At 64.3% G+C, this 14,511-nt stretch carries 15 protein-coding genes; 8 read left to right on the top strand and 7 right to left on the bottom strand.

Annotated elements, in window-relative coordinates; translation table 11 throughout:
• Positions 1-46 precede the first annotated feature (46 nt).
• Genes CQ015_RS12475 through CQ015_RS12490 form a run of 4 tightly spaced genes read right to left on the bottom strand, consistent with a single transcriptional unit; the run spans position 47 to position 4,407 of the window.
• Positions 47-1,447 carry an MFS transporter gene (locus tag CQ015_RS12475; protein ID WP_105650229.1) on the bottom strand — a complete coding sequence of 467 codons (1,401 nt, stop codon included), beginning with the start codon at positions 1,445-1,447 and terminating at the stop codon, positions 47-49.
• 49 nt (positions 1,448-1,496) lie between these two features.
• Positions 1,497-2,744, bottom strand: coding sequence for an NAD(P)/FAD-dependent oxidoreductase (locus CQ015_RS12480; RefSeq protein ID WP_105650230.1), 1,248 nt, complete (start codon positions 2,742-2,744; stop codon positions 1,497-1,499).
• 5 nt (positions 2,745-2,749) lie between these two features.
• Positions 2,750-3,073, bottom strand: a complete 324-nt coding sequence (locus CQ015_RS12485) for a 2Fe-2S iron-sulfur cluster-binding protein (RefSeq protein ID WP_105554147.1) — start codon at positions 3,071-3,073, stop codon at positions 2,750-2,752.
• Positions 3,074-3,129: 56 nt separating this feature from the next.
• Complete coding sequence (locus CQ015_RS12490) at positions 3,130-4,407, bottom strand: cytochrome P450 (protein ID WP_105650232.1); 1,278 nt, start codon at positions 4,405-4,407, stop codon at positions 3,130-3,132.
• Between the two features lie 114 nt (positions 4,408-4,521).
• Here CQ015_RS12490 and CQ015_RS12495 point away from each other — a divergent pair, with 114 nt between their 5' ends.
• Complete coding sequence (locus CQ015_RS12495) at positions 4,522-5,418, top strand: LysR substrate-binding domain-containing protein (protein ID WP_181148543.1); 897 nt, start codon at positions 4,522-4,524, stop codon at positions 5,416-5,418.
• A gap of 78 nt (positions 5,419-5,496) precedes the next feature.
• Here the strand turns inward: CQ015_RS12495 and CQ015_RS12500 are convergent, their stop codons facing one another.
• Positions 5,497-6,897, bottom strand: coding sequence for an MFS transporter (locus CQ015_RS12500; RefSeq protein ID WP_105650233.1), 1,401 nt, complete (start codon positions 6,895-6,897; stop codon positions 5,497-5,499).
• 133 nt (positions 6,898-7,030) lie between these two features.
• On the opposite strand from CQ015_RS12500, the gene CQ015_RS12505 reads away from it, so the two are divergent.
• Together CQ015_RS12505 and CQ015_RS12510 are read left to right on the top strand one after the other, a co-directional pair.
• On the top strand, positions 7,031-7,981 hold the full coding sequence (locus tag CQ015_RS12505) for a LysR substrate-binding domain-containing protein (protein WP_105570069.1): 951 nt from the start codon (positions 7,031-7,033) through the stop codon (positions 7,979-7,981).
• Between the two features lie 156 nt (positions 7,982-8,137).
• On the top strand, positions 8,138-8,494 hold the full coding sequence (locus tag CQ015_RS12510) for a VOC family protein (RefSeq protein ID WP_096289022.1): 357 nt from the start codon (positions 8,138-8,140) through the stop codon (positions 8,492-8,494).
• A 16-nt stretch (positions 8,495-8,510) separates the two neighbouring features.
• Here CQ015_RS12510 and CQ015_RS12515 read toward each other — a convergent pair whose 3' ends face one another.
• On the bottom strand, positions 8,511-9,152 hold the full coding sequence (locus tag CQ015_RS12515; protein ID WP_105554142.1) for a response regulator transcription factor: 642 nt from the start codon (positions 9,150-9,152) through the stop codon (positions 8,511-8,513).
• Positions 9,149-10,387 carry a sensor histidine kinase gene (locus tag CQ015_RS12520; protein ID WP_146114055.1) on the bottom strand — a complete coding sequence of 413 codons (1,239 nt, stop codon included), beginning with the start codon at positions 10,385-10,387 and terminating at the stop codon, positions 9,149-9,151. Before CQ015_RS12520 ends, CQ015_RS12515 begins: the two co-directional genes overlap by 4 nt.
• A 109-nt stretch (positions 10,388-10,496) precedes the next feature.
• Between CQ015_RS12520 and CQ015_RS12525 the strand changes: the two genes are divergently transcribed.
• The 5 genes from CQ015_RS12525 (at position 10,497) to CQ015_RS12545 (ending at position 14,404) form a co-directional block, all read left to right on the top strand.
• On the top strand, positions 10,497-11,315 hold the full coding sequence (locus CQ015_RS12525; protein ID WP_105650234.1) for a GAP family protein: 819 nt from the start codon (positions 10,497-10,499) through the stop codon (positions 11,313-11,315).
• Between the two features lie 78 nt (positions 11,316-11,393).
• Positions 11,394-11,897 (top strand): hypothetical protein, encoded by a 504-nt coding sequence (locus tag CQ015_RS12530; protein ID WP_105554139.1) that lies wholly within the window; start codon positions 11,394-11,396, stop codon positions 11,895-11,897.
• Positions 11,898-11,965: 68 nt separating this feature from the next.
• A complete protein-coding gene (locus tag CQ015_RS12535; protein ID WP_181150412.1) occupies positions 11,966-12,811 on the top strand; it encodes an exodeoxyribonuclease III in 846 nt (281 codons plus the stop codon).
• Between the two features lie 16 nt (positions 12,812-12,827).
• Positions 12,828-13,865: a tryptophan--tRNA ligase gene (trpS, locus tag CQ015_RS12540; protein ID WP_181150413.1), complete on the top strand. Its 1,038-nt coding sequence runs from the start codon at positions 12,828-12,830 to the stop codon at positions 13,863-13,865.
• Positions 13,866-13,927: 62 nt separating this feature from the next.
• Positions 13,928-14,404, top strand: a complete 477-nt coding sequence (locus CQ015_RS12545; protein WP_181150414.1) for a 2'-5' RNA ligase family protein — start codon at positions 13,928-13,930, stop codon at positions 14,402-14,404.
• Positions 14,405-14,511: the final 107 nt, after the last annotated feature.

The following is a 14,511-nucleotide window of genomic DNA, read 5'->3' on the forward strand; positions in this document are numbered from 1 at the left end:
CCGCCGAAGAGCCAGGTTATCGAGCCTGATACATGCTCAAAGTGGTCTAGCGGATGCCTGCTTGTTCCGGGACCGCAACGGCAACGCGCTTGTCGAAGATGGTGGCCCCGACTTCCTGCTCGGCTTGGTTCTCGATGGACAGGTTGATCCCACTGCGATCACGCAACAGCGACACGGCGATCAGCGACACCGCGGTGATGCTGATCAGGTACAGCGCCACCGCATTGGTCCCTCCGGTGGCGTTCACCAGGGCGGTGGCGATCATCGGGGCGAAGGCCCCACCCAGGATCGCACCGAGGGCGTAGGAGATCGACACACCGGAAAAGCGCACCGACGCCGGGAACAGCTCGGAATACAGCGCCGCCTGCGGACCATAAGAGAATCCGAGCCCGACGGCAAAGAAGGCGAACGCCAGATAGAGCAGACCTAGATTCCCGGTATCGACCAGCCAGAAGAGCGGGAATATGCACAGCAGCTGCGAGATGAAACCGATTTGGTAGGTTCGTTTGCGCCCTAGCTTGTCGGCCACCAATCCGGACAGCGCGGTGAAGATGAACCACATGACCGCGCCAAAGGACACCGCGATCAGCACCGCGGTGCGGCTGAAGCCGACCGGACCCTCCGGGTTGGTCATATACGCCTGCAGGAATCCGCCGGTGGTCATGTAGCCTGCGGCGTTGTTCCCAGCGAAGACCAGTGCGGCAATGAGCACCAGCGGCCAGTGCTTGCGGAAGAGCAGGACTACGGGGACCTTCGTTTGCGCCTTCTTGGCGGCGATCTCCTCGAAGATCGGTGATTCATCCACCGCACGGCGAATGAAGTATCCGACCAGGACCAGCACGATGCTCAGCAGGAACGGGACCCGCCAGCCCCAGGCGAGGAATGCTTCGCCGGGCGAGATCACTCCGGTCATCAGGGCAGTGACCCCGGAAGCCAGCAGCATGCCCAGCGGCACACCGAGCTGCGGGTAGGCCCCGGCCCGGCCGCGGCGGTCCGCCGGAGCGTGTTCCACGGCCATCAGCACCGCGCCTCCCCACTCGCCGCCGGCCGAGATGCCCTGCAGGATGCGCAGGGACAACAGCAGAATTGGTGCCAGCACCCCGGCGGTGTCGTAGGTGGGCAGCACGCCGATCAGCGTGGTGGAGGCCCCCATGAGTGTCAAGGTGAGCACCAGCATGGCCCGGCGGCCGATTTTGTCCCCATAGTGTCCGGCGAGGAAGGCACCCAACGGGCGGAAGAGGAAGGAGATGCCCACCGAGGCGAACGCCAGCAGCAGCCCGATTTGGGCGCCGGCCGGTTCAAAGAACAGCTGCGCGAAGATGAGTCCGGCGGCGGTGGCGTAGATGAAGAAGTCGTACCATTCGATGGTGGTGCCGATGACCGTGGCGAAGGCGACGCGGCGCTGATTGGTGCCGCGGCGGCCTGGGGTGCTGGTGGCGGTGTTCATGGAGTTCCTGACTGGACGTTGATGGCTGAGCTGATTCCGAGGTTCGGGCTCAGGCGCCGATGAGAACCGCGCGCTTGGCCAATTCCTTCAGCGTGCTCCCCGGTTCGCGGAGCATCGCCGGGGTAATTTCGGTGCGGGAGGCGAGCAGCTTGCGCGCGGCGATGTGGTCCGCCGGTGAATTAACCGACTCCACCGCGGTGAGCACTCCCTGGCGGAAGAGCGCGACCGAATACTTGCCGGCCCGCATTTCGCCGAGCACGAGCGGAGTGTCCTCCGGGTGCGCAAGCCCTGCGATCTGGAGCCGCAACGCTCCCTGCGTGCTCCAGAACCAGGGCAGCGCGGCGTACTCGCCGGATCCGGTCGCGATCACTTCGGCCAGTGCTTTGGCCTGGTCGGTGGCGTTCTGCACCGATTCCAGGCGCGTCCGCGATCCGCTGAAGGCGTTGGGGAACCAGGCGCAGTCGCCGATGGCGTAGACCCCGGCGGTGCTGGTGCGCAGCGCGGCGTCCACGGTGATTCCGTTTTCAGTGTGAATCCCGGAGGCTTGGGCCAGCTCGATATTGGGCAGCACCCCGATGCCATAGACCACCAGATCAGCATCGTATTCGTCGCCGGTGCTCGATCCGACCACCAGGGAATTGCCCGTGGCACGGATTTCGCGCACACCCTCGCCGAGCCGCAGATCGATGCCGTTGTCCCGGTGGGCCTGGGCAAACCAGTCCGACAGGCAGGTGGACACCGCGCGGCCCATCGGCCGCTGCGCGAATTCGAGCACCGTGACGGCGAGCCCGCGGGCTCGCGCCGCCGCAGCGAATTCGAGGCCGATGAATCCGGCGCCGATCACCACCACCTGCCGCGCGCGGCCCAACGCCTGTTGCAGCTGTTGCGCGTCAGCCAAGGTCCGCAGCCCCAGCACGCCGGGAAGTTCCGCCCCCGGGCAGGCCAGCTGCCGGTTGCGTGCCCCGGTGGCGAACACCAGATGCGCATAGCCCAGCGTGCTTCCGTCGCTGAGCGCCACGCTGCGTCGTACGGTGTCCACGCTAAGCACGGTGAGACCGCTGCGCAGCTCGATGTTTTGCTCCGCGAAGAAGCTGGCCGCGCGCAGCGGCAGCGGCTCGGGGGCCGGGCCTTGGGCGAGGAAGTCCTTGGACAGCGGCGGACGCTGGTAGGGCAGTGCCCGGTCATCGTGCACGATGCTGATCTCGCCCTGGTACCCCTGCGCGCGCAGCGAGTCGGCGAGCTGGATTCCCGCTTGCCCGCCGCCGATGATCACGACGCGTTCGTTAATTGCACCCACGGGCTCTAGACCTGCTCGTTCGGTACGCTTACGCGAATCCGCGCGAGCTTGGCGGACATCTTCACCTGGCAGCCCAGCCGGCTGTATTCGGTGCGGGCTGCGGTGGTGCAGTCCAGCATTTCCTCTTCGTCCTCGCCGATCTCATCGAGTTCGGCAGAGAATTCCGGGTCGACGTAGATGTGGCAGGTCGCGCACATGGCTTGACCGCCGCATTCACCGACGATTCCGGCCACACCATTGCTGACCGCGGCGCGCATCAAGCTGGTGCCTTCGGAGACCTCGATCTCGGTAGCTGACTGGTCCGATTGTGAAAAAATGATGGTAGGCACGGGGGCTCGCTTTCGTACTGGAATTGTTGGTGAAAATTCGGGAGATGCGGCGCGGATTAGCTGTCCCAGAGCACCGGCATCTTGGTCATGCCGCGGAAGACCCATCCGGCGTCGACGCTCGCATTGGCCGGATCCAATCGCAGGTTCGGCAGGCGTCCGAAGACAGTTGGCAGGGCGATCTGGGCGACCTGTGCGCGGGCGATCCAAGTGCCGGCGCAGAAGTGCACGCCACCGCCGAAGGCCAAGTGGGCTTTTTTCGGACGGAAGATGTTGAAGGACTCCGGATCATCGAACACCTGCGGGTCGCGGTTCGCGGCACCGAGCACGACCCCCAGTCGGGCCCCCTGGGGTAGAGCAATGCCCTCGAGCACCAGATCACGTGTGGTTTCCCGGGGGTACATGCCGATCGGTGCCACCCAGCGCACGGATTCCTCAAACGCCTTGGAATAAAGCGCATCGTCATTCTGCACCGCGTGTCGCTGGTCCGGGTGATTCAGCAGGGCCCAGACGGTAGTTGCCAGCACGTCGCGTGGCTCGTTCAGCCCGCCGCCGATGGTCATTTTCAGGTTCGCGCGGATCGCTTCCAACGGAATCGGCATCGAAGCGAGCCCGGAGAGCAGCGAATGATCCGGATTTTTCGCCAGGTAGGGAAGCATTTCCGCGATGGCGGCGTCGACCTCGGCAGAGGACTCGGCGGATTTAGCCCAGATCGCCGGGTCGTCCGCGTAATTTCCGGTGCCGTCGATCATGCTCTGGCTCCAGCGCTGCATGTCTTGCTGGCTGGCGTTGTGGAATCCGCAGATCAGACGCAGGTTTTCCGCGGTGTACGGGGCCGCATAGTCCCAGACGAAGTCGGCGCCGGGCCCCTTGGCCTGCAGCTCGTTCAGATACTTGTCGTTGTTGGCGGCAAAGATCTCATTCCAGTGGTTCTTGATGGTTGCCGGACGCAGGGTCTTGCCATAGGAGTCACGGTCGATCTGGTGTTCTGGATTGTCCTTGCGCAGCATCGAATGCCCCATGGAGCGCTTCATCAGGGATTCGCGTTCATTGGCGGTGAAATCTGCCTCGTTCTGTTCGATTTCATGTGCGGCCGCGTAAGAGGTGACCATATACCTGTTGACGGCGGGCACCCAGTGGATCGGAGCCTGCGCCCGCAGCTTCTGGTAGATGGGGAACGGATCGTCGTGCAAGTCGGCGATGGTGACCCAGTCCGCGCTAGGCGCTTCCGCTCCGGTCTCGCTGGACGGCCGGGCCTTCGCAGGTGAAATGCTGGAAGCCTCGGCGGCTGCCCCACTGAATGGGCAGCTGGCAGGTGCGTCGGTGGAAGTGCTCATGGCTGGGCTCCTGTACGTGTTATGTTCCTGGCTTCCTCCAGTGTGCGACAAGCCACAATCGTCGGTAAACTGGTTTTATGTGAGCTGTATCCACGGTTTAGGCGAGGTTTTGAAATGCGTTTTACCCTGCGGCAGCTCGAATGCCTGGTAGCGATCGGCGCGGCCGGATCGATAGCCGGCGCGGCGAAAAATTTATCGCTATCGGCTTCGGCGGTGACCGGGTCACTGAACGAGTTGGAGAAGATCTTCAATACCCAGCTGACGATCCGGCGCAAAGCCCATGGGGTGCAGCTCACTCCTGCCGGCAGCTACGTGCTGTCACAGGCGCGCAATCTCATCGAAGGCGCCGAAGATCTGGAGCTAATGGCCAGCGGCGTGGGAGAGGTGCTGCGTGGGCGGGTAAAGATCGGCTGCTACTCGTCCTTGGCCCCCACCGTGCTCACCGAGCTCTTGGACGTGTATGGCCAGCTGCACCCTCAGGTGCAGCTGGACTTCTATGCGGGAACGCAGCAACGCATCAACGAGATGTTGTTGGCCGGCGAACTGGATTTGGCCTTGGTCTACGATTTTTCGCTCGATGCCGGGCTGGAGCGGACCAAGCTCTTTTCCACCGAGCCCTCGCTGGTGCTGCCGGCAGGCCACGCTTTGGCCGGTGAACAGAAGGTCGCCTTGGCGGAGCTCGTCGCAGAGCCGATGATCCTGCTGGACGTGCCGCCTAGCCGAGAGCATACAGAAATGGTGTTCAAAGCCGCGGGGCTGACTCCCTGGATCAGGTATCGCACCACCGACTTCGAAGTCACCCGCTCGATGGTGGGGCGGGGGATGGGCTACGCGATTTTGGTGCAGAGACCCGCTTCTGATCTGACCTACGAAGGGCGGAGGTTGGTGACCAAGCGAATTCACCCGGCGGTTCGAAGGGTCGGGGTCTCGATGGTGTACGGAGCCGGGGTCAGGCTCTCCCTCGCGGCCGTAGCCATGCGGGATCTTGCCGTGCAGATCCATGCACTTTAAGCACCACGGGCACGGCAATGCCCCGGCAGGAAACCCATTTGGTTTCTTGCCGGGGCATTGCTGTATGACAGGTGCCGTTTAGCGGTTGCTCAGATCCTTGGCAGGTTCTGCCACGCGCTTGTCGAAGACCAGCGCGCCGACTTCCTGTTCGGCCTGATTGCGGAAGGACAGGTCGATGCCTTTCCGATCGCGGATCATCGAGACTGCGATCAGCGAGATCGCCACCACGATCAGCAGGTAGGTGGCCACCGCGTTCGTCCCGCCGGTCGCTTGCACCAGCGCCTGGGCGATGGTCGGGGCGAAAGCGCCACCGACGATCGCGCCGATCGCGTAGGAGATCGACACGCCGGAGAAGCGGACCGAAGCGGGGAACATTTCGGAGTACAGCGCCGACTGGGCGCCGTAGGTCAGCCCCAGCCCGATGCCGAAGATGCCGAAGGCCAGGTAGAGCAGGCCCAGCGACCCGGTGTTGACCAGCGCGAAGACCGGGAACATCGACAGTCCCAGAATCACGAAGCCTACCTGGTAGGTGCGCACGCGGCCCAGCACGTCGGCCAGCAGTCCAGAGACCAGGGTCATGATCAGCCAGATTGCGGCCCCGAAGACCACCGCGATGAGCACGTCGGTGCGTTCCAGACCGATTGGCCCATCCGGGTCGGTGGTGTAGGACTGGAAAAAGCCGCCGGTGGTCATGTAGCCGGCCGCGTTGTTGCCCGCGAAAACCAGTGCCGCGACGACAACCAGACGCCAGTGCTTGCGGAACAGCTCGAGGATCGGCACCTTGGTCTGCGCCTTCTGCTCGGCGATCTCTTCGAAGACCGGGGACTCGTCGACCGCGCGGCGCACGAAGTAGCCCACGGCGATCAGCACGATGGAGGCCAGGAACGGCACGCGCCAACCCCACTGCACGAATTCTTCGCCCGGGGAGATGACGCCGGTCATCAGCGCCATGGTGCCCGAGGCGAGCAGCATGCCCAGCGGCACGCCGATCTGCGGGTAGGAACCAGCACGTCCGCGATGGGTATCGGGTGCGTGCTCGACGGCCATCAGGACCGCGCCGCCCCATTCGCCGCCGGCGGAGATGCCCTGCAGGATGCGCAGCGACAGCAGCAGGATCGGCGCCAGGATGCCTGCGGTCTCGTAGGTTGGCAGCACGCCGATGAGCATCGTCGCGGCGCCCATCAGGCTCAGCGTAAGCACCAGCATCGCCCGGCGGCCGATCTTGTCGCCGTAGTGCCCGGCGAGGAACGCACCCAGCGGGCGGAAGAGGAAGGACAGGCCCACCGAGGCGAAGGAGATCAGCAGGCCAATTTCCTTGCCGGCCGGTTCGAAGAACAGCTGGCTGAAGACCAGGCCGGCTGCGGTGGCGTAGATGAAGAAGTCGTACCATTCAACGGTGGTGCCGATGATGGTGGCAAAAGCGACGCGCCGTTGATTGGACTTGGCGCTCCGTCCTGCGATGTTTGCGGTGTTACCCATGGTGCTCCTCGCTGAGCTGCGCTGGCCCCAAAAACCAGTACTGCGTGAGTTGTAAGTCACTACAGTGTCGCACCGCACAAACCTTAGGTAAACTTCAAAGATCTGCAGAACTATTGAAGGTAGACTTAACTGTATGCCGAAGTTCACCCTGCGCCATCTGGAAATCATTGCCGAATTGCCCGAACATGCCACCCTAGGCTCGGCCGCCAGCGAGCTGAGGATTTCCGAATCGGCCTTGTCCCAATCGATTACCGCAATCGAAAAAATCGCCGGCGAACCGTTGTGCCTGCGCCGCAAGGCCCATGGCGTTTCGATGACCGCCTCGGGGGAGTACTTCGCATCGATGGCGCGAAAAATCATTGCCCAGGTCGATGAGCTGCAGGCGACCTTTCCGCACCAGGAGGGAAAGCTGCGCGGTCCGGTGCGTTTTGGCTGCTTCGCCTCGCTCTCACCCCATGTGGTCCCCGCGCTGCTCGAGGGATTTCCCCGGGTGCACCCGGAGCTGGACGTCAGCGTGCGCGTGGGCACCCATGAGGAACTGATCCCGGCGCTGAACTCCGGGGACCTCGACGTTGCCTTCGTCTACGACCTGTTGCTGCCGCAAGAGATGAATAAGCAGGTCATCTACGAGACCGAGATGCAGGTGGTGCTGCACCCCGAGCACCCGCTGGCGCGCCTTGAGCGGCCACTGGAATTAAGCGATCTCGTGACGGAACCGTTGATCATGTACCAGTCGGTGCCGAGCACCGAATACACCATGCAGCTTTTTGCGGCGCGCGGGCTGGTGCCGAAGATCACCGCCTCGGTGCCGCAGATGATTCTGGTCAACGCGATGGTTGGCCGCGGGTTGGGCTACGGGCTGCTGATGTCACGGCCGAACAATGCCGAGCTATCGCTCGAGGGGCGCAAACTGGCAATTCGCCGGCTCAACCCGCCGAATTATCCCAGCGCCGTCGTGGCGATCTGGCCGCGCAAGGCGCAGCTCTCGGCGCGGGTGCTCGCCCTGATCGACTTTGCCATTACCGCGATGAACGAGTCCTGGCAGCGTGCGCAACCGGAGAACCAGAGCTCTGCCGGCAATTAGCCCGAATCGGCAAAAACCCATCGCACCAAGCCAACGGCCGAACCGCCGCAGAGCGTGGATTCTTGCCCCGACGGGCACTATCGCCGGGGCCTGCGGCTGGGCATAATGGGAAGCATCCGAAGCACACACGACTTTTCAAGGCGAAGGGCTAAGGAAATGATTGGCACATGGCAGGCCATGGTCATCGACTGCGAGGATCCCAGCGCGTTGGCCACATTCTATGAGCAGCTGCTGGGCATGATCCGGCTCGACGATGAGCCGGACTGGGTGAGCATCGGCGACGCACCGGACCGTCCCGGACTGGCTTTCCAGGCGGTCAGCCCCTATGTGGCCCCCGAATGGCCGGGGCATCTGCACCCGCAGCAGGCGCATCTCGATGTCAAGGTCAAGGATCTGGATCTCGCCGAGCAGCAGGTACTCGCCCTCGGTGCCGCGCTCACCGGTGAAGGCTCGAAGACCTTCCGCGTGTATTTGGACCCGCAGCAGCATCCGTTCTGCCTGGTGAGCTGGTAAGCCGCGCGGGTTTTGCCTAGCCCCAGTGCGCAAAGGCGATCTTTGCCGCCTGCAATCTGGAGCTGACTGACAACTTGCCCATCACCCGGGATACGTGGGTTTTCACCGTCGTTTCCCCGATGCCCAAGCGCGCGGCGATCTGCGGGTTGCTCAATCCCGCACCGAGGCCGGCCAGCACCTCCAATTCCCGGTCGGTGAGGGCCTCGGGCAGCGGGGGCGGCACCGGGTGCGGGTCCAGTGCCGCCATCGCCTGCGCCACGACGCGGGAAGTCACCTCGGGGTCCAGCACCGAACAGCCGCGCGCGGTCGTTTTCACCCCGTCGAGGATTTGCGTCGGCGTGGAACTTTTCAACAGGAACCCGTGCGCGCCGGCCTGCAGCGCACCGAAGAGGTAGGCGTCATCGTCGAAGGTGGTCAGCACGAGCACGCGGGCCAATCCGGCGGAGCTGATTTCGGCTGTCGCCGCGACCCCATCGAGGATCGGCATGCGCAGATCCATGAGCACCACGTCGGGGCGCAGCGCCCGCGCCATGCTCACCGCCTGCCGGCCGTCGGCCGCCTCGCCGAGGACTTCAATGGACGAGTCGGCCTCGAGAACCAGCCGGATCCCCATGCGCACCGTGGAATGATCGTCGACGATCAAGATTTTGACGCTCATCTCATGCGGCTCCCTTGCTGGATTTCCGGGACGGTGGGGAATTCGCACCGCGTCCAGAATGTGCTGCCGCTGCCAAATTCGCAGTGCCCGCCCAGGGCCTGCACGCGGGCACGGATATTATTCAGCCCGCTGCCTGCTCCGCCAGCGCTAGGGGCGCCGGCCGAATCGGGCGCGTCGCGCAGCGGATTGCTGGACTGCACCACCAGGGCCGCCGGCGCCTGGAGCAGCTCCAGGTGCAGCGCGCTGCCCGGCGCATGCTTTGCGTGATTGACCAGCAGCTCGCGCACCGTCCGGTAGATCGCCGTCTGGGTCTGCTCGGCTACCAGGGCCAGATCCGAATCCACGCCGGTGTCATAGCGGATTCGCTGCCCGGCCTGCTGGAAGGACTGCACCAGTTCGGGCAGCCCGCTAAGGTCCGCGCGCAGGGCCGAGCTGCTGCCCGCGTGCAGCATCCGCACCATCGAGGTCATCTCCTGCAGCCCGGCTACCGATTCGGCACGGATGCTTTCCAGCGGGGCGCGCAGATCAGGCCGGCTGGTCACCGGCTCGCGTTCGAGCAGTGCGCCGCTGAGCAGCGCGATGGAGGACAGCCGTGCGGAAAGCACGTCGTGCATCTCCCGGGCCAGCGCGGTGCGTTCCTCGATATTCGACGCCCGATGCTCGGCCACCAACAGTTCCTCGCGATCCGCCGCGGCGGCACCTACCGCGGCGGCCCGCGCCGATTCGCTGTGCGCCAGCTCCTTGGCGGTACGCACGTTCTCCGCCCAGAGCATCGGGGTGAAGAAGACAAACCCGGCGATGAAGATCGCCAGCACCGCATCGGAGGTGGATCCGGTCTTCGCCCAGATGTACCCGGCCACGGTGAGCGTGACCAGGCTCAACACGATCAGCGTCCAGCGCCGCACCGGTGCGCCGGCCAGCAGGTAGATGGTGAATACGGATTCGAAGAGCAGGAAATACCCGCCGATGCTGCCCATCGCCAGCAGCAATGCCGCGAACAGCAGCAGCCATAAGGCGCAGAGCGTGGGCATCCGGCGGCGCAGAAACAGCGGAGCCGTGCCAAGGGCCAGCACAGGGAACCACCATCCGGCCAGCGCAGCAAAACCCGCCAGCGGGGGATTGACCAGGTTTGCCAAGTGCAGCACGGAGGTGAGCAGCAAGTACATGCCTACGGTTTCGGGTTCCTGATCCCCGCTGCCCAGGCGGCGCAGCAGCAGCCCTAGTTTTCTTCTCACCCATTAAGCATGCCCGTTATTCCGGCCGCCTCGCGTCCTCCTAAAGTAGGAGGCCAGGTGGCCCGTTGCCCGATTTTCAAGCACGTAGCGAAGCCGCACAGTGAGAAGCATGAACTTCTTGATGCAGTCCCCGGGCCTGATGCTGCTAATCCTCGCGCTCATCGATGCGACAAGCATCGGCACCCTGGTCATCCCGATCTGGTTGCTGCTGCGGCGCGACTACCGGCGAGCCATCCCGCGCGTGATTGTGTATCTGGGGCTGCTCGCGGCGTTCTACTGGGTGATTGGCGTGCTGATCGGCTCGGGCTGGAACCTTGGTGCGGGACTGGTTCCGGCCGGCTTCTTCCAACACCCGACGATCAGGCTGCTCAGCCTGTTGCTCGGGGCGGGCATGATCATCTGGGCGTTGACCTACAAAACCGATGCGCAAAAGGCCGCTGCGCTGCGCAAATCGGCCGTCGGTGGCGCGTCCCGAGAGCGCGCGGAGCCAACGGACCCAGCTGCGCCGGGGGCTGCCGGGCCGCAAGTACCGAAGAACCTGCGCGGGTTCCTGGCCCGAGCACTGGATAGCAAGTCCGGGATCGCGGTGCTGGCGCTGGTCGCGGGGTTGCTGGAACTGCCCACGATGCTTCCCTACCTCGGCGCCATGGCGATACTCAAGCAGAGTGGTTGGTCCGAACCGATGCAGCTCTCCTTGCTGGCGATCTACTGCGTGGTGATGATCGTCCCGGGCCTCATTTTCGTGGCCATCCGCGCGGCGGCCGGAGACCGCTTGGATAACTGGCTGCAACGGGTGGGCAGAAAACTGGGCGGCTACGCGCAGGAAACCCTCGGTTGGGTGGTGGGCATCGCCGGCTTTCTGATCATCCGGGCGGCGCTGGACGGGATGTCTCTGGGGGACTTCATGAGTCGCGTATTCAATTCCTAGCGCCACCGAGGCACGCTGTGGGCGAACCGGGGGCCTGAAAATTGGTCAGCGCGGAGCCAAAATGAGATAATTTCAGCTATGGAACCTCTAGGCAGCACCGCGAAGCAGGGCAAGAAAGTCACCCTGAACGCATCGACTCTGGCCATGGCAGTGATGGTCGTCGTCCTCCTGGTGGCGGTCGTGTTCGCCGCCAACTCGAACGAGGTCGTCGGCTGGTTCATCGTCGCGATCTCCGCCGGCTGGCTGCTGCTTGCGGCGTTCATGATGTTCGGCCTGAAGCGCGGGGCGGATAAGATCAACAGCTCGCTGCGCGAAGCCACCGCGGCAGCCACCGGCCGCGCGCAAGGTGGCTCCACCGTCGTCGTCGACGAAGGCACGAGCCAGCGCGATATGAAGCTGGATCACTCCTTCAAGATCATCCAGGTGCAGGCCCGGGTGATCGCCGAGCAGCGCGAGCAGAACGCCGAGAACTCCGCGGAAATGATCGACCGCGCCCTGGAAACCATCCAAATGACCGCGACCAACGCGCGCGACATGATGAAGCCTTCCGGCGAGGCGATCGACGGCGAGATCGTCAACTAAACTATTTTGTTACCGCGCAGCGCAACGTTCACGCCGAACGTTGCGCTGTCTTTTTGTAAGGTGGAACTGTGATACCTACCAGCGTGGAAATTTTGAGCAAGCTTCAGGGCGCCGTGCGCGTCGCCTCGGTCAACGTCAACGGCATTCGCGCGGCCTACAAGCGCAATATGGCCGACTGGATTGCCGCCCGCGACGCGGACATCCTGTGCCTGCAGGAGGTGCGCGCGCCGGATGCGATCGTGCGCGAGCTGATCGGCGAGGGCTGGCACATTCTGCATGCCGAAGCCAAGGACAAGGGCCGCGCCGGGGTGGCGGTGCTTTCGCGCGCCGAGCCGACCGCGGTGCGCGGGGATATCGGCGAGGAGTACTTCGCCGAATCCGGGCGCTGGGTGGAAGCGGACTTCACCATGGAAGACGGCAGCACGCTGTGCGTGGTCTCCGCCTATGTGCACTCCGGGGAGCTGAACACCCAGAAGCAGGTGGACAAGTACCGTTTCCTTCAACGCATGAACGTTCGCCTGCTCGAGCTGAAGAACGAGAAGGACCACGTGCTGGTGGTGGGCGATTTGAACGTCGTGCACACCGAGAAGGACATCAAGAACTGGAAGCCGAACCACAATAAGCGCGCCGGCGTGATGGACGAGGAGATCACCTACTTCGACGGGTTCTTCGGCGCGGAGATCGGGTACAAGGACGTGGCCCGCGAACTGGCCGGCCCCGAAGCCCAGGGTCCCTACACCTGGTGGTCTTTCCGCGGGCAGGCCTTCGACAATAATGCTGGTTGGCGCATCGATTACCAGATGGCCACACCGCAGCTCGCGGCGAAGGCCATCAAATCCCACGTAGACCGTGCCTCGGCCTACGATCTGCGCTTCTCCGACCATGCACCGCTGGTCGTCGACTACCAGTTCTAAAGGACCACTTCATCCCATGAGCGAAACATTCGCCACCACCACCCGTCCCCGCGTCCTGTCGGGCATGCAGCCCTCGGCCGACTCGCTGCACCTGGGCAACTACCTCGGCGCGCTGGTCAACTGGGTCAAGGCCCAGGACGACTACGAGGCGTTCTTCTTCATCCCCGATATGCACGCGATCACCGTGCCGCAGGACCCGGCCGAGCTGCGCAAGCGCACCCGGGTGACCGCGGCCCAGTACATCGCCGGCGGCATCGATCTGGAGAAATCCACGCTGTTCGTCCAGTCCCAGGTCCCCGAGCACGCGCAGCTGGCCTGGGTGCTGAACTGCCTCACCGGTTTCGGCGAGGCGAGCCGGATGACCCAGTTCAAGGACAAGAGCTCCAAGGGCGGGTCCGACCAGTCCAGCGTCGGGCTGTTCACCTACCCGATGCTGATGGCCGCGGACATCCTGCTCTACCAGCCCCAAGGCGTGCCGGTGGGCGATGACCAGCGCCAGCATGTGGAGCTGGCCCGCGACCTGGCCAAGCGCTTCAACCACCGCTTCGGCGAGACCTTTGTGGTGCCCGAGGCCTTCATCCCGAAGGAAGGGGCGCGCATCTACGACCTGGCGAACCCGACCTCCAAGATGTCCAAGTCCGCAGAGTCCCCGGCCGGGCTGATCAACGTGCTCGACGAGCCGAAGCTGATCGCCAAGCGGATCAAGTCCGCGGTCACCGATGCCGGCAGCGTCGTCGCCTACGACCGGCAGGAGCAGCCCGGGGTCTCGAACCTGCTGGACATTCTGGCGGCGATGACCGGGCGCCAGGTGACCGAGCTGGTCGCCGAATTCGAGGGGAAGATGTACGGGCACCTGAAGGTGGCCGTGGCCGAGGCCGTGGTGGAACGGCTCACCCCGATCCGCGAGCGCACCCTGGCGTTGCTCGATGACCCGGCGGAACTGGACCGGCTGCTGCTGGCCGGGGCCGCCAAGGCGCGCACGGTGGCCTCGGCGACGATAACCGACGTCTACGAGAAGGTCGGCTTCCTGCCGCCGCTGGGAAGCCACAGCTAACCGTGATCGAGCCGCAGGCCGGAATGCTCGAGCCCCGCTTCACGCTGGGGGTTGTCATTCCCGTGCCCGAACCACAGCGCAGCGTGCTGCGCGAATGGCGGCGGGTTTATGGGGGAGCGGCGACCGAGCCGATCGCCCCGCATATCACCTTGATCTCCGGGTCCTACGGCGATTCCTGGGAGCAGGCGGCCAGGCAGGTGCGCCGAGTTGCCCAAGGCAGTGCGTGCTTTGAGGTGCGGCTCGCCTCGGTCGGCTCGTTCCGCCCGGCCAGCGAGGTGGTCTACCTGCCGCTGGCGGCGGGGGCCGAGCGGTGCTGGGAGCTGCATCGGCAGCTGCTGGCCGACCAGTTGCGCCACGAATCGCAATTCGAGTACCACCCGCACCTGACGATCGCGCAGAACGTGCCCAGTGCGGACCTGGATGCCGCGCAGGAACAGCTGCGCGAGGTGGAGCTGAGCTTCGAGGTGCGGACTTTGCAGCTGTTCGACACCCGCGGCGGGGCGTGGAATCTCAGCGAGGAACTCGCGCTGCGATGCTAGCGTTAACCGAACGGAAAGCAAAAACCCCGTGGAACAAAAATGTTCCACGGGGTTTTTCTCTGTCCGGCCAGCTGCACGGAACCCCAACAGCGCTACACATACTGACT

Origin of the sequence: Arthrobacter sp. MYb221 (assembly GCF_002979835.1) — a bacterium.
Classification (GTDB): domain Bacteria; phylum Actinomycetota; class Actinomycetes; order Actinomycetales; family Micrococcaceae; genus Glutamicibacter.